The following is an 18,986-nucleotide window of genomic DNA, read 5'->3' on the forward strand; positions in this document are numbered from 1 at the left end:
TCGACCCTTGACCTGAACATCGCTCGCGCCTTTTTGGGCGTCGCCATCGATCTCGACTGGCATTTTGTCATGCCGGGTCGCACACCTAGTGAGCCGCTTCTCGTGCTGTTGACGACCGCGAAGTTACCCTCCTCAGCAAAGACGCTGCTAAGACACTACGGAATGGAAGCCTATCCTCGGGTCTATCCCGCGTTCACCGGGTCACTTGGCAACGAAGCGCCGATTGAGCGGGTTGTCCAATGGCTTAGGTTTCTGTTGACCAAGCCGGCGGATAGCTAAGCCCCTGCGTCGATCACCAGATCATACAGGGTGCGCATGCCTTCGCGATAGTCAACCAGGGACTGGCCGTCGAGACTGGGGATGGGCAGGTTGTTGAACCCGCTTGCGACCCAGTCGTCCTCCATCAGCCATTTGATAGATAGAGCGGCGCGGCCAGGTTCGGCGCGTTCGCTTTGGTTGAGGCCGCGTTCGGTCCAGACATCGACCAGGGTAGCGAGGCGGTTATGGATCGACCTCAAGGTACCAGCCGCCGCCGCCTGCCCACCCACCAATGGGCCCGGAAGGGCGTTCAGGCCCTCCACGGTACGGTGAATGGCAGCGGTTGCGATTTTGAGCTTATCGAAGTCGAGGTCCATGTGCTGCGGGTTAGGGTGAATCGCGCGTGGCGGAAAGCGTAAAGCGCGGGCGTTGCGTCGCGGTTGCGCCGCCGGGCTCGTCGTCTGCGATGGAGCCCCGTGCCGGGTCTCCACCCTTCGGGCTCGATCCCTAACGCGGGGCGCGCGATCTCCTGATCTCACGCCATGCCTCACAGTCAGTTGTCGGGCATGCTGACAATTTTTGGCAGCCCGGTTTCTGATGGTAGACTTCGGCGATTCGGACGGAGAGAGAGCGGGTATGGGTGAGGGCAAGACAGAGCATATGTTTCGTCTGCCGGCGCTGGCAGAGCTCACGGTCGATCAGCGCGAGCGCATGTTTCCTTTTAGAGACGGGGCGTGGAGTGAGCAGACCCGCGCCGCCATGGCGCAGTTCAAAACTGAAAAGCTTGATCTAAACGAGCCTTGGGCGGCCACACCCAGAGGCTGGAGATGCCCGGCCTGCCAGAGAGTAAAAGCTGAGATATTCCGTGTGACCGCCGGCGAGGTTCTGACAGCCCACCTGCACAAGCACCACGATCATCTTCAGGATCATCTCACCACCCTGATGAAGGTTCGCCTCGGGCCCGACGCGAAACGCTCGCCCGACTATCCACACCGCGAAGTGTTCCGCCTGTCACGTGCGCTGCGCCGCTTCGACGAGAGCATCGTTTGCGAAGACTGCAATACAGCCGACGGCAGCGCAAAAGCTGCTCTCGGACTACCGCGGCATTTTAGCTTTTCGCCGGTCGAGATCGGGCAATTTATCAAGGTGAGGCCTCACCAACCCCACTCGCTTGATTTACCAGCCGTGAGGAGAGTTTTCGATAGCGTCGCGGTCGATTTCGAACTTCGCACCGCGATGTTCGGGAAACTTGCCGACCGACTGGCGAACGGCGGCTTACGCCAGGAAAAAAGCAATGGCCTTGATTTCGCCGGTGCCAACGCCCTGACCGTCGAGGGGCAACTTTCACGCACCTGCGCGCTTTATGCACCCGAAGTACATATGGCCTTCGCGAAAGACTTGTCGGCCTTCGGCCGGGCCTCGACGCCAACCGATGGCGTCAGGAAGCGTACGACCGCCCGCCGTCGCAAGGTTGAGATACCCTCGGCGGAAGAGATTGCGGCCTTTACGCCAAGTACATTGTCGGAGACCTGGGTACTTGTGCCGGAAGACTGGACTTGCCCGATCTGCGACCGCTCGAAAGTCGAGATCATCCGCCGCGGCAACAAGGACAGAAAATGGACGGGACACATCACGCGTCATTATGAGTATGTCTTCGACAGAGTGTTTAATAGGTCCGAAGGGGTCGCCGAGGATCGGGTCACGCACCGGGAGACGCATTTCGTCTGTGGAGAATGCGCGGATATGAAAACGAGGGTGAAGCAGGCCGCTTCCGAACTGTCGTGCGACAGCCTGTTTTTTACCATCGAACAGTACAGGTCAGTGTGCGAGTCAGCGCCCCACCAGGCCCTGGATGTCGACGTGCCCACGCTTGTTAAAATTGGCCATGAGAATATGGCCGTCGCGGATGAGGTGGAGGCCTTCCAGAGGCATTTTAGTGAGGTCGTATCGTGGAGCGACAGCTATTTAAGTCGCCGGGTAAAGGGGATGGCGCAGGCGCGTGCCTGGATCGCGTTGCGCGCGAGTTATGCAAAGGTCAAAGGCGCTCCAGCCGAGGAGCTCGAGGCCGCACTGCGTTTGGTGGTTGAAGAGGGCCTTCGTCTCAGCGAACTGGATCGCCAGTTCACGCGGCCGATGGATTTGCGATGTGTCGCTTAGGCGCTTTCTCTGTCGGTGGCGGTTGCTATCCGGCGAGCCCGATCCCGTTGCGAGATCTGAGCGCCTTGACTTGAGACACAAGCCCTTCATTCTGTCGGCATGCCACCGTTTCCGCGCCCCTTGCCGTTTGAGCTGCTGGTAGAGATCCTCTGCGCCCAGTCCGCGCAGACGCTCGACGGTACGCCGGTGTCTCGTGTCGAAGCCCGATTGTTGAAGAGCCTCGAACTGGCGCGAATGGCCGGGCTCAAGAAGATAACGCTCTGGCTCGATCGACAGGATTTCGCCTGGCTTTGCAATGCCAGAGGCATTGACCGCTTAAGTAGCGCGGCCGCCCATCTGAAAATCGAGGACATCCCCGTGCTTCGCGCCAAGTCCGGTACCGATAGTCATTACTTGGGCGTGAGTGCTTTCGGCGAGGACGTGCCTCTACCGGTTCTCAGCGACCCGAGCCTAACCCGGAATTTCCAGACCTATGTGCCCAATTCCGCCGAAAAGGCCGCCATGTTGGAAAATCTGAAGGCGCTGGGACACCAGAACCTACTTGATGGCCTCGATCCGGCCCGTGTTACCCGTCAATAAGGTCGTCGATCCGATGGGCGCCCGGGTGCGGCCGCTGACGCGTCGATCGGGTCGAGTGGCTGTTGGCCAACTGGTTGAGGTAGTGGTGGCGATCTCCCGCCGTCAGCCAGCCATAGGCTTCATTGTACGACGTGAAGCGACATAGGGTTTCGTCGGGAAAGCCCGGCAGTGGCCCAGGCTCGTGCAGACGGCGACAGGCATCGAGCCTGATCAGTGCCACATGCGCGAAGGAGCGGTTTTTGCCGCGAAGGGTCTTCCAGCGGCGCGCAAGCGCGTCGCTTTCGAAGCTGGTCAATTCGCCCTCGAACCGACGCAAATCCACGGCGCGATCATAGTGCCAGGGGGTTTCGACCTCTGCGAGTTTCTCGAACATCTGGTCGAGCAATTCAGTCGCGGGCAGGCGGCCGATCGGACGGATGACCATCAGGCGCAGGTCCGCATTCGCCATGAATACCAGTCGCGCGCTCGTTGAGTATCCCATCCGCACCTCCACGCCCTCAGCGTGCCGCAGTACGGTTAGGAATTCCCGACCAAGGGTGGTTAACCCGCCTATGGGGCCCGCGGGAGGCATCGACGCGTCTTTGCTTTTAACGGTCTGAAAAGTCTCACATACCGGGATGGAAAATGAATCGGCGCTTCGCCGCTGTTACAAGACGTGAAGAAAGAAGGGAGAAGGGGCCGGGCCGGTCGCATTCATTTTTTGAAGGAGCGCCCATCATGGCCGACTATCATTCCACCGCCGTTATCCAGCCCGACCTGCCACTGGCCGGTGTAAGTCCGCTTGAGCGTTTGCTGCTCGACGCAATGATCCAGACCGAAATCAACGGCGAAGGTCTCTATTGCTTCTTTGAGCAAAGCTACACCAGCGATGTCGAACTCAATATCGGTGATTTGCGTAAAGCCGTCGCCGCCAGCGTAGGTTTCGAGAGCCAGCTTCGACCCGCTATCGACCTTTGGCTGGCAAAGATAGCTGACGAGGGTGAGGACGCATATGCGGTTCTCGATTTCGACGCTCATCTGGATGAGCTAGCCTACACCGTGATCCTGCAGGATGTTGTTCGCCGCTCGCCTGCCCTGACCTATGTGACCGTCTGCGGCGCCCATACTTGCACCAAGATGCGCATCGACGGCTTTGGCGGATTTGCCGCCTTCATCACCGCCAACGTCATACGCTGGATCTCAACCGATACCTGGCTTGAGGCGCAGTTCGCAGACCTGGGCATCGAAGGGTAGGGGCGGTCATGGGATGGTTATCTGTGATGAGCCTGTCGGGGCATCGCACACCCAAGGCCTATCTCGATGCGCAATTCACCTGGTCGAATGAAGAGGCCGACAATCAGGTGCTTCGTTCGTCTGTCGTTGGGCGGGTCTACTACGCGGCCGTCGAGCGCGTGCTGACAGCCGACGGCGTACGCAGCGTTTTCGCCGTGATATGCCTGTTCCGCTACACACCGAAAGCAAAGGACGGCTACATCTTTGCCTCTAAGGATATGGACGAGACAGTCGGTCCCTACGAGAGACGGTGCCCCGCCGCGATCCTCGATCTCCTGACACCTACCGACTATGAATACGCCATTGGATGGCGGGCGGACTGCCGGGCAAATCTGGCGATGGCCCGCGAAAAACAAAGACGGCCACGACCGAAAGAAGGCGACATCGTGGTTTTGGCCGAGCCCGTGACGTTCCGGGACGGTGCGTCGGTGACGCGGTTTCAGGCGACGCGGGCGGCGTTCCGGCGAAACCTCGTCTACCGGTCGCTGGAGACGGGTAGCCTCTATCGCTTTGGCCTTGCCGGACGGGACTATCAACTGAACCCGGCAGCGAAAGAAGAGGAAAGGGACGGGCAGGCATCCCTCAATTCTGAAAAGGAGCCTGTCATGACCGATAATCCCGTCGACCCTTTAACCGTCGTCGAGGTCGCGCTCGATGACCGAGCAAACTTCCTGCCGAAGCTGTTCGGGTCCTGGTATCTGCGCGGCGAAATGGCTGTTTACAGTTTTATGGAAGAGCTCTGCCGCGACTATCGTGGCGGCTTCTGGGACTTCTTCGAGGTCAGTAACGGTGCACGGTTTTTAGCGCCTAAGCGGTTTGAACCCTGCGACGTCTACGGTTGGGGCAACGGGTTCAGCGGCACTTTGACGCCGCAGGCTGCAGGCATCGTCACGACGATGTTCGCGCTGTCCCACCTGTCGTTTTCACCGGGGGCGCCGCGCGAACTGGCTGAAGGGTACGAGCGGCTCTATGAATATGCCATGGAGCACCCGGAGGCCGATCTGATCTTCGGCGCGATCGATTGAGATGTGGGCGTTAATTTAGAAAAGGCGGCAGGTTCGAACGAACCTGCCGCCTTTTCTTTCTGTTTTGGCCTTACTTATAATTGCCCGGTACGTGCCACGGTCCGACGGGGTCGGGCCCTGTCGTTCGTTGCCGAAGGGCGTAGACGGCATCCTGAATCGTCGACTGGTGATCCTCGATAATGAAGTCCGGCAGGGTTTCAGCGAGCATGGGCAGGCCCGTCACGCCATGGTCTTCGAGCCATGCCATCGCCTTCCGGCGAACTACGGGGTCAATGTAGGAGAGCGGCGTGTTATCAGCGAAGCGCTTTTCTTCGACGATCGTGTCGATCCACAGCCAGGGCGGCAGGCGTGTGACGCCGTCCGCGTGAATGTGCCAGAGCGGCATATATTCGCGGCCGAAGACCACAATCGATTTATCTTCGAGTACCCAGTAACCGTAAGGGAGCCAGAGATAGGCTGGAAGGAAATCGGGTAGGGGATGTTCGGGCCACTTGATTTCGAAATCCGCGCGATGCGCCGGGCCGGCGTCGAGCATCGCGCGCGAAGGGCCGCCATAGGTCAAGAGGATGCCGATTTCTTCACGACCGTTGCCCGTCACGCGCACGACTGCGCCCGCTTCGTGGGGTCTGGAATGCAGTACGCCTGCCTCTCTCCATAACCGCAAGCGTAAGGCCAGGTGTTCTTCTAAGGTCCAGGGGCGGCCGCCATTGAGATGCGTCTTCGATAGCGCGTAGAGGACATCGCCTTGCGGACGCTCGGTGAAAGCACTGATAATGCCGATCTGTTGAGCGATGGCCACGAGACCCGCATCAACGGCGGGATCAGGGGGCGGCAGGGTTTCGCCTTGCAAGCCATGTTCGAGCTCGTACCAGCTCGAATAGCCCGCGGCGCGGGCGACGGCTTGCTGAGCGCGCGAAAGTGAAACGCCCGGCAGGAACTTGCTGAGCTTTTGTGCGGCCTTCTTCGGCCGTGAAGAGTCTATGAAATTCAGACGCATTTGTACTTTCCTCGGTGCGGAATTGAACGTGTCCACTTCGCCCAGGTGCACCTTGAGAAAAGGTCAGATGGGTCAATTGTATGCAACACCTGCTCGTTGAGCTTCGCCATTGTGGACGGCACGGCCGGATAAGCCGCTGCCCAGACCATACGCTTGAAACGCGTATTTGAATAGTCCGATCGCGATCATTTTTTCGGGCAAGTTGCCGCAACGCCGGACGCGCTGGAGGGCGCCATAAGGAGCACCGCCCACAGGAGGTGTGCTTCCGCGCGGATCGCTTGGAAGGCCGCATCGCCGCTCCCGCCGGGCGATGCACGCGGATTGAGGGGCGTCATCGAAATCGCAATCCTACCCGTCACCCCGATCCGTCAACGGCCGGCCGTTCCCCGCCGCGCCGCCAACGCGCCGCTGTGGTGACCGATCGAGGCCCCGACGGGGAAGGAGGGACTTCGTTCACGCCAGACAAGGATATTGGCAATGTTAGGAGTTCCCCACCTTATTGGACGTATGTTTGAAACCCGTGGGTTTGCGTTCGAAATCGAGATTGCGGGCGAAACCTGCCCATGCTGGGAAGTGCGCGACTTCGAGAAGTCTGTTTTGGCGATGGCTCTGTACGAGGCCACCATCGGGGAGTTGCGTCAGTTGCATAGGCCGCAAGAGGCAGCCTGTTTTGTCCGGCGGCATTTACGTGAGAACACGAGCAGTCTCGTGATCCGGCGGATATCACGAAAGCGCTGGGTTGAGGCCAAGCGGCGGCGTGTCGCTTTCAAGCGCTGGCTGAAGGCGTGGCGGGCGGGGTAACCCGCCTTTCTTTCTTTGGCGTTTTGGCGGGGGACGAAGAGCTACGGTGCCGGCGGGACATTGGCGAGGGTTGGGCGGCGCATCAGCCCCCCTTTCAAACCCTGGCCATCCCGGTGAGAGCCGCGACCGCAATCACACGCACAAATTTCTCCCGCCGCGACGGTCCACAAGGGCAAGCCCTCCTTCACTGCGTTTCGGCCCTGCGGGTGCGGACCGCCTTGGACGGCGGGCGGGGTTGTACGCATGATTTGCGGGCGCAGCTCGCAAGCCCAAGGGGATTGGCCCCACGGGTCATCATGAAGGAGGATCTCATGTCTACTGCCGCTTATATCACCCTCGTTGGCAATGTCGGTCGCATCGATGCCGTTCGCACATTTCCGGACGGTCGCCAGATCGCCAGCTTCTCAGTGGCGGTCAGCCGCCGCTTCCGCGCCAAGGGCGAGGCTGTCGAGGAAACTGATTGGTATGCCGTCAAGGCCACGGGAGCCCACCTGATCCGTCTGATCGAGGACAATATCAACAAGGGTGACCAGCTCATCATCACCGGGGCGTTGGCGCAGAAGGCGTTCGAACGCAATGATGGCTCAAAGGGGCTTTCGGTCGAAGTCTTCGCCCACGACATCCGCTTCAACATCTCGAAGAAGCCGAAGGACGAGAGCCAGGGTGGATCTGCACCCGACGATCTCGATGACGAAATCCCATTCTGAGTATCGCACGACCCGGCTTCGGCCGGGTCTTTTTTCGATGTTTCGGGAAAGAAGCACGAGAGGGGAGGCGTCGGTGTCTTTGATCTTGAAAGGAGAGACACCGATGACGGAAAATACTATTGCGCCAGTCCCGGCGCCGCTGATTGCCGAAGGGGGCGTGGCCACCTGGCAGGACTATATGGCGTTCAATAAATCCGCCGTACTGGCCGCGCTCGCTGCCGGCGGCATTGCGCGGGTTCAGGTCTCATTCGACGGTCAGGGGGACGGCGGCCAGATCGAGGAGATTGAAGTCATCGGCCCGGGCGAGGCCGAGTTGGCGCTGCCGGACACTCAGATCATCATCTACACAATCCCGTACGACCTTACGACGACCGCCATAGCCGATGCCTGTTCTCTTCGTGATGCCCTCGAACAGGTGACCTATGATGCGCTCGAACACTATGAGGGCGGCTGGGAGAACAACGACGGTGCCTATGGTGAACTACAGTTCGATGTCGAAGCCGGGGAGGCGAGGTTGCAATTCAATGCCCGCTATACCTCAAGCGACTACAGCGAACATCAGCTTTAGGGGGGGGCGGGCATGGGACATTGTTATCATCATGCGGTTTCCTCAGCTCGCAAGTGGGGAGGGGAAGCCAGCGAGTTCCTGTCGCTGCACCAATGGTTCGATGAATCGAAGTCCATCACGGCTGACTTCCGTCATCGGGCGCTTCGCCATCATGCCGAAGGCATCTTTATGCTGGAGCGGTTCTTCGGTGCCACGCTTACGCTTTCGACGGGACGCATCGTGCCCGTGCGTCTGATCGGGGAGCAGCATGTGATCGAGGACCTCGGATTCATCCCCTCCTTTGCCGATTGGGTCCGGGAAATCCGGCCCCGGCCCTGGATGGGCCGGGCGCAGCCTCTTCACAAAATCGTCGATCCCTTTGCGGTCTCAGCCGAATAGGAAGCCGCGTTCGAGTGCGAACCGGTGGAAGGCCTTCACCGTTTCAACAAAACGCGTGGCGGCCGCGTTCATCTCCTTTGTCTCTTCCTTTGTTCGGTCGGACTCGCCATACGGGTCACCGTCGTGGCGGACGGTGAGGCAATCGGGGCGAAGGCGGTTCGTCATCGTATTTTTCATTATGGCGTTGCATAGATCTGCAACCGAGGCTTTCACTTCGTCAAAACGGGCATTCATGTCCGGTGCAACGAATTCGTACTGGGGCTTGTCCCAGATGGAATAAAACTCGCGCGCGCTGACGAGACGAGACTTCGGTATGTCATCGCCAAAATGATGGCCGCCGAAAAAGTTCACGTCATTGTCCGTAATGAGAAGGGTGAATTTCCTAAACAGCTCCATATCGTGTGGAGCAGGTGGGGAAGCCGAGGCCGTGTTTGCTGCCCGGGTAAGCTGGTCTGTCTTCTGCATTTCTTCGGCGAGCAGCCGTCGGGGAAGGCTGATCAGCTTCCACAAGAAGAGCACGACAATCATCGCTGCAAGGAGCGCCAGACTGCAGATCGCTGAAATCGCCACTGAACGGGTCATAACGTAGGTGACCGCGATAGTCGTGGCGGCAGAGCCGAGTGTAAGGATCATCGCAACCGGAGATGTCAGCTTTACTTCGGATAGCGTTTCCCGCCAGGCCAGCTTTGTGAAATTTGGTGTTTTTGCAGTCATGCGATCCCCTCGTGTTGAGAGTTCTATCCGATTCCAAAGGGCACACCAAACGGTTGGGGCTGGGGCCTGTCTTGAGGGCGTGGCGAGCTGGTCGCTCGCCACCCTCTCTTAGCCTCATTGCGCCGCCATCGTAGCTGATCACCCCACAAGTCAACGGCGTTGCCGTTCCCCTCGCTTCGCCCCGGAGACGGGGCTTACTCGGTGACTGGTGGGGACCCCGATCAGCTTCTCTGCGGACGGCAATGATGCCGCAGAGGAGACGATTTGCATGTTTATCGATGGTGAGTTTGAAAACGAAATGGCCGCATGGGAAGCCGAGCAGCGTGAGGCGCTCGACTTTGTAAACACAGATATCGACCTCATCGAAATCTTGGCGGACGAGCGCGCCATGGGGTTACCGGAGCGCGACTCTTACGAAGTCATTGGCGAAAGGCACGATGTTTCAGAACTGGACGCGATGGTTGATGCGATGGAAAAGAACTTCAGGGAGACGGGGCGTTTTGAGCTTCCGGCGACATTTGTGTATGCGGGCCCTGGTCGATGACCGGGGCTATTTTGCTGCTCCCGAGAGGCATCTTCGAGGGTCTGGACGGTCGCGCGCCTTTTGCGGACGCGCGTCTTTTTTTCCCGCCCACCCGCCCCGATTGGTGGGCAGCGGAGTGCCGGCATGTCTCCGCGCGAGCGTGGTGCCGGCACGCTTTTTTCAGTAAGATTCAATGCCAAAAACGTGATTCAGTGTGTCGAAATTGGCTAGATGCAGGATAGGCTTTCGCCGGAAAATGTATTACTGTGGTTGATGCAAGGATCAACCACAGCGATGGTTTATAATGTCCCCCGAACCCCGCAAACCTAAACCTCAGAAGCGATCAGGCCTTTTCGCCGTCGACCTCCTCGATTGTCGTGAACCCTGGTTGAAATGGTGCGCCGAAAAAGGCGTCAAACCGACTTCCGCCATGCGCGAACTTGTCCGCAGCACGGTTCGCTCGCGGAGTAAGGCGAAGGCGATATCTGCAACCTCGGTTAGGGTGCACTCGCCAGAGCGTCCGACTGAACGACGGGAAATTGCGCTGACACCTTCGGAGCTTTTCCGGGCGAAAGTGCTTGCGGAAAGTGAGGGCTTCTCCGTACCGAAGTGGCTGGCGGCAGTCATCCGGGCCCGCCTCACAAATACCCCCCAGTTTGGTGCTGCAGAACTTGATGCTCTGGCGGAATCCAACCTGCGTCTTTCGACTCTCTCGCGCCAGCTGCATCAGCTCAATCTCGTCTTGTCCGGCCGCTCGTCCGAAGTGCCTGAGGTGATGACGATCGACCAAATGCGTCGAGAGATATCGGGCCATACCACGAAGGTGTCGCGCCTGATGGCGAGTAGTCTTGAACGGTGGACGGTCCGATGAAGCGAGGTGCGGTGGACGCCTTGCTGGCCGAATGGGATGATCTAGCGTTCGATCTCAAGGTTATCCGGCGACGCTCCGGGCAGATCGAACGGGGGCCGACCGGTCTACCGCGTGCTTCGAAAATGGAACGTGCGAAGGCCGGGCGGGGAACGATAGGGGCGGACGCCCAAGCTGCTAGTGTGCGGGGCAAACTGCGCGCTGTAGTGCGTCGCGTACCGGAGGTCATGGTCAAGATTTCCGGTGGGGGCAACGGCATGCGTCAGATCAAGGCGCATCTGGATTACATTTCCCGCAACGGGGAAATTGAGCTGGAGGATCAGGATGGCCTCGTTACGCAGAGCCGACGTGATGTCTCGGATTTGCGCGACAGCTGGCAGAACGGGGGATACCCGGTGCCCGAGGACGGGCATTTCCGTGAAGCCTTCAACATAGTGCTTTCGATGCCCGAGGGAACGAATGAACAGTCATTGAAGCGGGCGGCGCGGGACTTTGCCTCGGAGCTTTTTCCAGATCATCAATATGCGATGGCGCTGCACACCTTCGACACAGACCCTGACCCCAAGCCGGCGAAACATCCACATGTGCATTTGGTCGTAAAAGCCAGGTCGCATGACGGGGTGAGGCTCAATCCCCGAAAGGCCGATCTCCAGATTTGGCGAGAGTCGTTCGCGCGCCATCTTGGAGAACACGGCATTGAAGCGACCGCGACACCGCGGCGTCTCCGACAGCAGGGCATACAAGGTGTGGCGATAGGTGTCATTAAGGCTGCGTCGCGATCGGGCGTTACCATGAGCCCAAGGGTCACGCCTCAACGCGCTGATCCCGCTTTCGAGGCGGTGCTGTCTGCACTGTCACGATCCGAGGATCGGGAGGACCGGCGGCTGGCTGAGGCGTTGACGTCCCGCTTCTCTCGGGATAAGGGGCGGGGCCTTTAGGTGCAGGTTGCCACGCTCTCCCTCACGGGATAGTTTGGGGCAAGCTGCGCGATTCAGGGCAGGATAATTTGGCGGAGGCAGAGTGGCGGACCAAGAGCGGGACCCGATGGACGTATCCATTGGTGCGCAGATCAGGTCTATCCGGAAGGCGGTCGGTGTCGGCCCGTCGGAGCTTGCCGAGGTTATCGGCATTTCGCCCCAACAACTTCAGAAATATGAAGATGGCTCAAACCGTATAACCGCCAACAGGTTGTACGCCGTGGCGAGCTTCTTAAAAGTGCCAATGAGTCGGTTCTTCCGTCCGGTAGACGAGAGTGGGGTGGAAGACGCAACGATGGACAGCGCCGGTTTTTTTGAATCGGCGGCGGGCATTCGGCTGTCGCGTGAATTTCAATCGTTATCCCAAGGCCACCAAGACGCTGTTATGAAGCTTATCCGCGCACTGAAGGATTCTGAAAGCGCAAACTAGCTTTCATCGGTGGGCGGCTTGGGTCGCCCGTGATTTGTCAGGATGTCCCGAAGGCCGTTGCCCTGTTCACTGATATAGGTGTCGAGGCAGTTCTGGAAAGCGGTAGCGATAAAGCCAGCGTAATCGGGAAGTCCGTTCTTTTGAAGAAGCTCTATCGTTTTCTCGAGTAAGCCGAGCGAATGCTCGACTATAGCGTCTTGCTGGTCAGTCATACGCAGACATTCTCCACAAACAGCCAAGTTCATACGGCAATTGCCTGCCCCTGTGCCATTGGGGGTGCTTAGGCGTTGCCTGCCAATTATTGCTTCTTGAGAACGATATGCTTTCTCATTGCAACATTATACCACCTTGCCGCCGAAATAAACTAATTGCAAGTGTGAGCTGTGTTTGGGGGCCTAGATTAACTCGATTTTATCGTTTTAGGGAAGGGTAGAACTCTCATTGGTATCATTTATAATATTAGATTTGACTCTTTGTGTCCAGATTATAGAATGGCCAACGTAGAAGCGAAAAGCTCGACGCGAGAACAGCGGACAGGGAAGGCAAATGGAACAGTCAGCGCACCCGAGCGCTTTTGATAGCGCGACCTCAGATAGTGGCCGACGTGGCTTCGACGCGACGGCTGAGATCGTCTTTTCCGCCAATAATCTGGTGACCAACGCCATCGAGCATCCGACCTCTTTTTTTATCCGCCGGGGGGAGGTCATCACCGTTTTCGGTTGCGAGGGATCGGGAATCCGAGACCTGCTTAGCCTATTTAGCGGCCAAGATGCGGGGGCGTCGGGAAGCTTATATATAAAGAGTGGTTCGCGTGAGGTCCGCTTCGCGCTGGGTTCGCTTCAGGGCTGGGCTCACATGGCGGCGAACCGTTATCGGCGACGGCTTTATGCCTTGGATAAACCGTCAGTTAAGGCAACCCGGCGTGACCCTAGCAAGGACGTCTTTAGTGGTTGCGACATCAGGCTCCTCGACCTGACATCAGGTGAAGCCTGTCCACATACCCGTGCGGGTGAAGCTCGCGCCCTCGCTGCAAGTGGGTATGCTGTCGTTGCAGTCACGTATGACTATCAAGATGTCATCGCAATGCCCGGACGTGTCATTGTTGTTGGACAGGATCGGGTGCGTGGTTTTGTGCCTCGTGCGGCGGTCGCGTCGGATACGCTGCAATCGCTCCTATGCTGACCGGACGTGAAAATCGTGGCGGTCGCGCCTTCTGCGATCTCGAAAAGTGCAGCGCCGGATGGCAACGGATTGTTCATCTTTAAAAATAACAATCATGTCAAAATCGTATTTGAAATCGGATGAAAACTGACATATGTGGCATTTTGGCTCTAGTTCTGGTAATATAAATGTGCTTAGAGTTCGGCCAACGATAATGCTTCCCTTCAGGAGAGGATGTATGACTACCCAGAAAGCCCTATGGCTTGGTGCTGCCAGCTTCATTACGCTTGTCGCGGCAACGCAAGTATCCGCTCAGGACGCTTCGGCGAGTGCGCAGGTCCCGGTCGCGAGCGATGAAACTGAAGTCGTCGTCGTCGGGACGAAGCGCTCGTTGCGCACGGCGCTGCAAAATAAGCAGAAAGCCGACAAGATCGTCGAAGTGCTGGCGTCCGAAGATATCGGCAAGCTGCCGGACCTTTCGATCGCTGAGTCCCTCTCGCGTCTGCCAGGTCTGGCAGCTAACCGTGACCGTGGAAATGCCAGCTCGATCAACATCCGCGGTATGGGCGCGGAGTTCACAAACACGCTCATCAACGGCCGCGAACAGGCTTCGGCGGAAGCCTCGCGCAACGTGCGCTATGAGTCCTACCCGTCTGAGCTCATCACCGGCGCCTATGTCTATAAGTCACCGTCGGCCGCGCAGGCTGAAGGCGCCATCGCCGGCCAGGTCGACATGAAGACCGTACGGCCTCTGGCGATCAAAGACCCTCAGCTTAACGTCGCCGTGAAGGGCGAGTACAGCGATCTGGCGCGGAATATTAACGACGCCAAGGAGTCGGGTTGGCTCGGCAGCGCATCTTACATCGACCATTTTCTCGATGGAAAACTGGGTGTGGCTATCGGCATTACGGGCCGCGACGAGCCCGTTACGACCAAGCGCGCGGACATCTATCCCTACACTAACTCGTTCATGGACCTGAACGGGGACGGTAGCGCGAACGATGAAGTGCCGTTCGGCTTCAGCGCCCTTGAGCGTCAAGGTTCTGACAAGCGTTTCGGCGCACTCGGTACATTCCAATATCGCCCTAACGAGACGTTTGAGCTGGTCGGTGACCTGTTCTACTCCAAACTTCACTATGCAGAGGAGCAAAAGGGCTTCGAAGTCGACGGCATGCCCTACGGCAACTGGCTGTCTGGAACCGGCACGGTGACCAACAACGGCATGACGTCGACAACCGGCTGGACCAACTGGGCGCACAGTTCAAACTACGGCCTGCTGCCGTCCAACTCGAACTCCAGCTACGAGTTCGAGGACAAGGTGTGGTCGGGTGGTTTGAATGCCGTATGGCGCGGTGGCGACTGGTCATTCACGCTCGACGGCGGGTACTCGAACGCTGATCGCGTCGCTGACTATGTCCATCTGCGTACAGTGCCGTCGGGTGACCAGTGGTTCTTCTCGCCACCGGGTGGCCCGAACAACTTCGGTTATACGGTATTCTGGAAGTCGGAAGCCGACACGGCACCGCGTCTCGGGTTCGATCGGCCATTGACCGACCGATTCACCAATGTCCTCGGTTCGGGGACGGTGGAGACGACCTACACCAATGACGAGATGGCGACCTTCTCGGCGGATTACTCCAAGGATGTCGAATTCGGCATCTTCAACCAACTGCTCGTCGGCGCGCGTGTTACCGATCGTACAAAAGGCAGCTCGGAGGTCAACCAGACCCTGTTCGCCTTCAACTCGTACAACAACTTCTACGGCATGCCGACGGCCTATGACACGTCGACGCCCGTACCGGCGCAGTTTATCCTCGATCCTATTCATTTCGACGGTGACTTCGCCGGCTATCCGGATGCCATGAATATCGACATTCCGGGCCTGGTCGCATCGTACGGCGGCATCCAGACTCAGAAAGGGCCGACGGACTGGAAGGTGATCGAAGACACCAAGTCCTTCTACGTTCAAGGCAATATCGGTACCAACCTCTTTGGCTACGATCTAAACGGGAACATTGGCGTCCGTGTCGTCAGAACGAAGACCCAGAGCCTCGGTGAGCTGATTGTCGACAACAATGGGGTCATTACCCGCACTCCGCAGAACTTCTCGAAAGAGTTCACCGATGTGCTGCCGAACCTGAACCTGACCCTGATCCTTGGCCCGGGCAACCAGATCCGCTTTGGCGCATCGAAGGCTATGGCACGTGCCCCGCTCGATCTGCTGTCGGTGACTGAGCGCACCTATAACTATGCCACCTATTCCGCCTATGCCGGTAACCCGGATCTTGATCCCTACCGCGCAACGCAAGTCGATCTGGCCTGGGAGCGTTACTTCACCAAGGATACGGCACTCACTGTGTCGCTTTTCTACAAGGATCTTAAGAGCTTTATCGTCTCGGAAATCCTCGACGTCTCTGCTATTGTAAACGGCGTCCCCGTCTTCGGCACGCGCGAAAAGCCTATCAACGGCGAAGGCGGCGTGGTCAAGGGCGTGGAGCTGGCCTACCAGCAAGCCTTTAGCTTCCTGCCAGCGCCGTTCGATGGTCTCGGCTTCTTCGGCAACTACTCTTACACCGATAGCGATGTCTCGGTGAATGAGGCAGCCAACCCGATTTCTAACATTCCGCTTCCTGGCCTGTCCAAGAATGTCGGCAATGCGGGCATCTATTACTACAAGAGTGGCTTCGAAGCCCGGATCGCGTATCGTTACCGCGATGCCTATGCCGGCAATATCGGCGGTCAGAACAAGATCACATTCAACCGCTCGGACGCCCTCGTAGACTTCTTTGCGTCTTACAACTTCCCGGAAGACACACCTTTGAAGGGCGTCGCGGTCACGTTCCAGGCGAACAACCTGACCAACGATCCGTTCCAAACCTATAGCGGCTACGAAGACCGTTCCGGCCGTTATGAACTCTTCGGCCGCCGGTATTGGCTGGGGGTTTCCTATAAGCGCGTACTGTAAGTGTTCCCGTAACTGGCTTTTCTCCCTTTTCTAAAGCCGTACCAGGTCGGCAGAGCCTTCTGCCGACCTTTTTTTCAATAACACAACCGACGAGGCTAATGATGTCGATCCACCATTCCCCCCGCCGTGGCCCCACTTTCAAAGCATTGCTTCTGGCTTTTGCGTCTGTCGCGGTCTCAACCTCAACCTTTGCGGCGACGCTTGATGTCGACGCTACGGTGCAGCCCCCCGCTATACGCTCCGAACATTTGAAAACGGGAACCGCGACCGACGGGAAAGGGCACAGCTTCGGCATCAATAACCTCTACCTCGTAAAGGACGGAAAGCCGTGGCTGCCAGTCATGGGCGAATTCCATTACACGCGCTTCCCGCCGCAATACTGGGAAGAGCAAATACTGAAAATGAAGGCGTCTGGCCTCGATGCGATTGCGACCTATGTGGTGTGGAACCATCACGAGGAACGCGCCGGCGAGTTCAACTTCAAGGGCGATCGCAACCTGCGTCAGTTTTTGCAACTCGCGCAAAAGCATGACATGAAGGTCGTGCTTCGTATCGGGCCGTGGGCGCACGGCGAGGTCCGGTTCGGCGGCACCCCGGACTGGGTTGTCAATGCCATGCCGACCCGCCGCAACGACCCGACCTACCTCAAGTATGTTGATCGCTACTGGACAAAGCTTGCCGCAGAGGTGAAGGGCCAGTTCTTCAAGGACGGCGGTCCGATCATCGCGATCCAACTCGAAAACGAATATAATCTCTTTGGCCCGGGGCGCGGTGCAGAGCATATCTCCGCGTTGAAAGAGATTGCCCGCAAGCACGGTTTCGATGTGCCGTATTATACTGTGACCGGTTGGGACGGCGCGATTTATCCGCGTGGCGAAGTGGTCCCGGTATTCGCGGGCTACGCCGATGAGCCCTGGGGCCTGACGGCCGATATGCTTCCACCCAAAGAAGTCTACAGCTTCCGTTTTGATAACCGCGTCGCCGGTGACGTCGGTGCACAGACGCGGGCCGCCACCGCAGGAACCGCCGTAGAAGACATGAAGGATACGCCGTTCCTTGGCGCCGAATATGGTGGCGGTGTGCCAATCATGTATCGTCGGCGGCCCTATATGCGTCCCGACGACATCGGTGCCATGCTTCCGGTTCAACTCGGCTCGGGTGCGAACCTTTATGGCTATTACATGTACCACGGCGGCCGTAACCCCGAGGGCTACACCACCCTTGAAGAGAACGCACTGCTGGGCGCCTACAACGACATGCAGATCGTGAACTACGACTTCCAGGCACCCTTTGGCCAGTACGGCGACACCCATCCGGTGTTGAACACCATTCGGCCCTACCACATGTTCCTGCACAGTTTCGGTGAACGACTCGCCCCGATGGTTGTGCATCGCCCGGCCAAGGAACCCGCCAGCCAGGGTGATCTCCAAACCCCGCGCTTCAGTGTGCGCTCGAAGGGTGAAGGCGGCTTCATATTCTTCAACAACTATGTCCGTCAGCACGATATGGCTGAGCAGAAGGACGTGCGCTTCAACGTCAAGCTCCCGTCGGGTACGCTCTCGTTCCCCAGCGAAGCCGTAACTGTCCCGACCGGCGCACACTTCATCTGGCCGTTCAACTTCGACATTGACGGCACCAATCTGGCGTGGGCCACGGCGCAACCGCTAACCCGCCTTCAGACATCGACCGAAACGAAATTCGTCTTCATTGCCGAAAAGGGGATCGTCCCGGAGCTGGCCTTCGATGGGGATCTCAACGGCCTCGACGCGCCTGGCGGTACCGTGAAGAAGGTGGGCAGCCGCACCATCATTACCGGTATCAAGCCGGGCCTGGTGAACGCTTTGTCCTTCAGCAACGCTAAGGGCAAGATCTCGGTTGTCGTCCTGTCTGAGGAGGACGCGAAAAACGCGACACTTCTCGACTTTGCCGGTGCCAAGCGCCTGATAATCTCGAGCGACTTCGCCTTTACGAACGGCAGCAAGCTGACGGTTCGTTCGAAGAACGATAACAAGTTCCGTCTCGCCGTCTATCCGCCTCTGGCCGCGGCACCGAAGAGCACCTTGTCTCTGACGCAAAGCAAAGAGGGACTGTTCCAGGTGTTCGAAGCGCAAGCGGTCGCCAAGACGCCGACCGTAACGCTGACGAAGGTGCGGGATGCACAGGAGGTCCCGCCGCTGAAAATCGGCGGGCTGGCCAATGCAGCGCTACAGCCAGCGCCGGAGCTGTTCGGCAGGTCTGCCGCCTGGGAGGTCAGCGTCGACCCGAAGGCCCTTGACGGTGTGAGCGATGCCTTCCTCGAGATCGACTATCAAGGCGACGTGGCCCGGCTGTTTAGTGACGTGAAGTTGCTCGACGATGATTTCTGGTACGGGCCGACGTGGCGGATAGGGCTGAAGCGCTTCAAAGCCGAGGCTCAGAAGCCTTTGACGCTTACCATTCTGCCGTTCCGCTCCGATGCTCAGGTCTATATCGACGATGAGTTCCGTTCGAAACTGCCAAAGGGTCAGGAGCAGGTCGCTGAGGTCAAATCGATCAAGGTGGTTCCCGAGTACGAATTGACGCTCGACACGGCACCAGTCGCACCAGCCAAGAAGCGGAAGAAATAA

At 58.4% G+C, this 18,986-nt stretch carries 21 protein-coding genes; 16 read left to right on the forward strand and 5 right to left on the reverse strand.

All coding sequences use genetic code 11. The annotated features are described in order from the left end of the window. A partial coding sequence (locus ACK8OE_RS19130) for a hypothetical protein (protein ID WP_410273920.1) occupies positions 1-279 on the forward strand: 279 nt, incomplete at its 5' end. Here ACK8OE_RS19130 and ACK8OE_RS19135 read toward each other — a convergent pair. Next, positions 276-635: a hypothetical protein gene (locus tag ACK8OE_RS19135; RefSeq protein WP_410273921.1), complete on the reverse strand. Its 360-nt coding sequence runs from the start codon at positions 633-635 to the stop codon at positions 276-278. The two genes, ACK8OE_RS19130 and ACK8OE_RS19135, sit on opposite strands and share 4 nt — an antisense overlap. A 259-nt stretch (positions 636-894) precedes the next feature. On the opposite strand from ACK8OE_RS19135, the gene ACK8OE_RS19140 reads away from it, so the two are divergent. Next, positions 895-2,415 (forward strand): hypothetical protein, encoded by a 1,521-nt coding sequence (locus ACK8OE_RS19140; protein ID WP_410273922.1) that lies wholly within the window; start codon positions 895-897, stop codon positions 2,413-2,415. 99 nt (positions 2,416-2,514) lie between these two features. Further along, positions 2,515-2,994: a hypothetical protein gene (locus ACK8OE_RS19145; RefSeq protein ID WP_410273923.1), complete on the forward strand. Its 480-nt coding sequence runs from the start codon at positions 2,515-2,517 to the stop codon at positions 2,992-2,994. On the opposite strand, the gene ACK8OE_RS19150 is transcribed toward ACK8OE_RS19145, so the two are convergent. Continuing rightward, complete coding sequence (locus tag ACK8OE_RS19150; RefSeq protein WP_410273924.1) at positions 2,981-3,475, reverse strand: hypothetical protein; 495 nt, start codon at positions 3,473-3,475, stop codon at positions 2,981-2,983. The genes ACK8OE_RS19145 and ACK8OE_RS19150 overlap by 14 nt on opposite strands. 236 nt (positions 3,476-3,711) lie before the next feature. Between ACK8OE_RS19150 and ACK8OE_RS19155 the strand changes: the two genes are divergently transcribed. Both ACK8OE_RS19155 and ACK8OE_RS19160 read left to right on the forward strand, forming a co-directional pair. Then, positions 3,712-4,227, forward strand: coding sequence for a hypothetical protein (locus tag ACK8OE_RS19155; protein ID WP_410273925.1), 516 nt, complete (start codon positions 3,712-3,714; stop codon positions 4,225-4,227). Between the two features lie 8 nt (positions 4,228-4,235). Continuing rightward, positions 4,236-5,291 (forward strand): antirestriction protein, encoded by a 1,056-nt coding sequence (locus tag ACK8OE_RS19160; protein ID WP_410273926.1) that lies wholly within the window; start codon positions 4,236-4,238, stop codon positions 5,289-5,291. Between the two features lie 70 nt (positions 5,292-5,361). Here the strand turns inward: ACK8OE_RS19160 and ACK8OE_RS19165 are convergent, their stop codons facing one another. Then, positions 5,362-6,288, reverse strand: coding sequence for a hypothetical protein (locus tag ACK8OE_RS19165; RefSeq protein WP_410273927.1), 927 nt, complete (start codon positions 6,286-6,288; stop codon positions 5,362-5,364). Positions 6,289-6,795: 507 nt separating this feature from the next. Here ACK8OE_RS19165 and ACK8OE_RS19170 point away from each other — a divergent pair. The 4 genes from ACK8OE_RS19170 to ACK8OE_RS19185 all read left to right on the forward strand — a co-directional run bounded on the left by ACK8OE_RS19170 (position 6,796) and on the right by ACK8OE_RS19185 (position 8,742). Beyond that, entirely contained in the window at positions 6,796-7,089 is a 294-nt protein-coding gene (locus ACK8OE_RS19170; RefSeq protein ID WP_410273928.1) for a hypothetical protein, read from the forward strand. A 311-nt stretch (positions 7,090-7,400) separates the two neighbouring features. Beyond that, complete coding sequence (locus ACK8OE_RS19175; protein WP_410273929.1) at positions 7,401-7,796, forward strand: single-stranded DNA-binding protein; 396 nt, start codon at positions 7,401-7,403, stop codon at positions 7,794-7,796. Positions 7,797-7,899: 103 nt separating this feature from the next. Further along, entirely contained in the window at positions 7,900-8,364 is a 465-nt protein-coding gene (locus ACK8OE_RS19180) for a DUF6878 family protein (RefSeq protein WP_410273930.1), read from the forward strand. Positions 8,365-8,376: 12 nt separating this feature from the next. Next, the gene (locus ACK8OE_RS19185; RefSeq protein WP_410273931.1) at positions 8,377-8,742 is read left to right on the forward strand and encodes a DUF6915 family protein; all 366 of its coding nucleotides are present in this window, start codon (positions 8,377-8,379) and stop codon (positions 8,740-8,742) included. Here the strand turns inward: ACK8OE_RS19185 and ACK8OE_RS19190 are convergent. Further along, positions 8,731-9,456, reverse strand: a complete 726-nt coding sequence (locus ACK8OE_RS19190; RefSeq protein WP_410273932.1) for a hypothetical protein — start codon at positions 9,454-9,456, stop codon at positions 8,731-8,733. The genes ACK8OE_RS19185 and ACK8OE_RS19190 overlap by 12 nt on opposite strands. A 268-nt stretch (positions 9,457-9,724) precedes the next feature. Between ACK8OE_RS19190 and ACK8OE_RS19195 the strand changes: the two genes are divergently transcribed. The 4 genes from ACK8OE_RS19195 (at position 9,725) to ACK8OE_RS19210 (ending at position 12,254) form a co-directional block, all read left to right on the forward strand. Next, on the forward strand, positions 9,725-10,000 hold the full coding sequence (locus ACK8OE_RS19195) for a hypothetical protein (protein WP_410273933.1): 276 nt from the start codon (positions 9,725-9,727) through the stop codon (positions 9,998-10,000). A gap of 283 nt (positions 10,001-10,283) precedes the next feature. Then, positions 10,284-10,850, forward strand: a complete 567-nt coding sequence (locus ACK8OE_RS19200; protein WP_410273934.1) for a hypothetical protein — start codon at positions 10,284-10,286, stop codon at positions 10,848-10,850. Between the two features lie 224 nt (positions 10,851-11,074). Then, positions 11,075-11,785, forward strand: coding sequence for a relaxase/mobilization nuclease domain-containing protein (locus tag ACK8OE_RS19205; protein WP_410273935.1), 711 nt, complete (start codon positions 11,075-11,077; stop codon positions 11,783-11,785). A gap of 106 nt (positions 11,786-11,891) precedes the next feature. Further along, complete coding sequence (locus tag ACK8OE_RS19210) at positions 11,892-12,254, forward strand: helix-turn-helix domain-containing protein (RefSeq protein ID WP_410273936.1); 363 nt, start codon at positions 11,892-11,894, stop codon at positions 12,252-12,254. Here the strand turns inward: ACK8OE_RS19210 and ACK8OE_RS19215 are convergent. Further along, the gene (locus ACK8OE_RS19215; protein ID WP_410273937.1) at positions 12,251-12,466 is read right to left on the reverse strand and encodes a hypothetical protein; all 216 of its coding nucleotides are present in this window, start codon (positions 12,464-12,466) and stop codon (positions 12,251-12,253) included. The genes ACK8OE_RS19210 and ACK8OE_RS19215 overlap by 4 nt on opposite strands. A gap of 334 nt (positions 12,467-12,800) precedes the next feature. Between ACK8OE_RS19215 and ACK8OE_RS19220 the strand changes: the two genes are divergently transcribed. The 3 genes from ACK8OE_RS19220 (at position 12,801) to ACK8OE_RS19230 (ending at position 18,986) form a co-directional block, all read left to right on the forward strand. Further along, complete coding sequence (locus tag ACK8OE_RS19220; protein ID WP_410273938.1) at positions 12,801-13,436, forward strand: hypothetical protein; 636 nt, start codon at positions 12,801-12,803, stop codon at positions 13,434-13,436. Between the two features lie 217 nt (positions 13,437-13,653). After that, positions 13,654-16,380: a TonB-dependent receptor gene (locus ACK8OE_RS19225; RefSeq protein ID WP_410273939.1), complete on the forward strand. Its 2,727-nt coding sequence runs from the start codon at positions 13,654-13,656 to the stop codon at positions 16,378-16,380. Positions 16,381-16,478: 98 nt separating this feature from the next. Further along, entirely contained in the window at positions 16,479-18,986 is a 2,508-nt protein-coding gene (locus ACK8OE_RS19230) for a beta-galactosidase (RefSeq protein ID WP_410273940.1), read from the forward strand.

It is taken from the genome of Asticcacaulis sp. W401b (assembly GCF_046503825.1).
Lineage (GTDB): Bacteria > Pseudomonadota > Alphaproteobacteria > Caulobacterales > Caulobacteraceae > Asticcacaulis.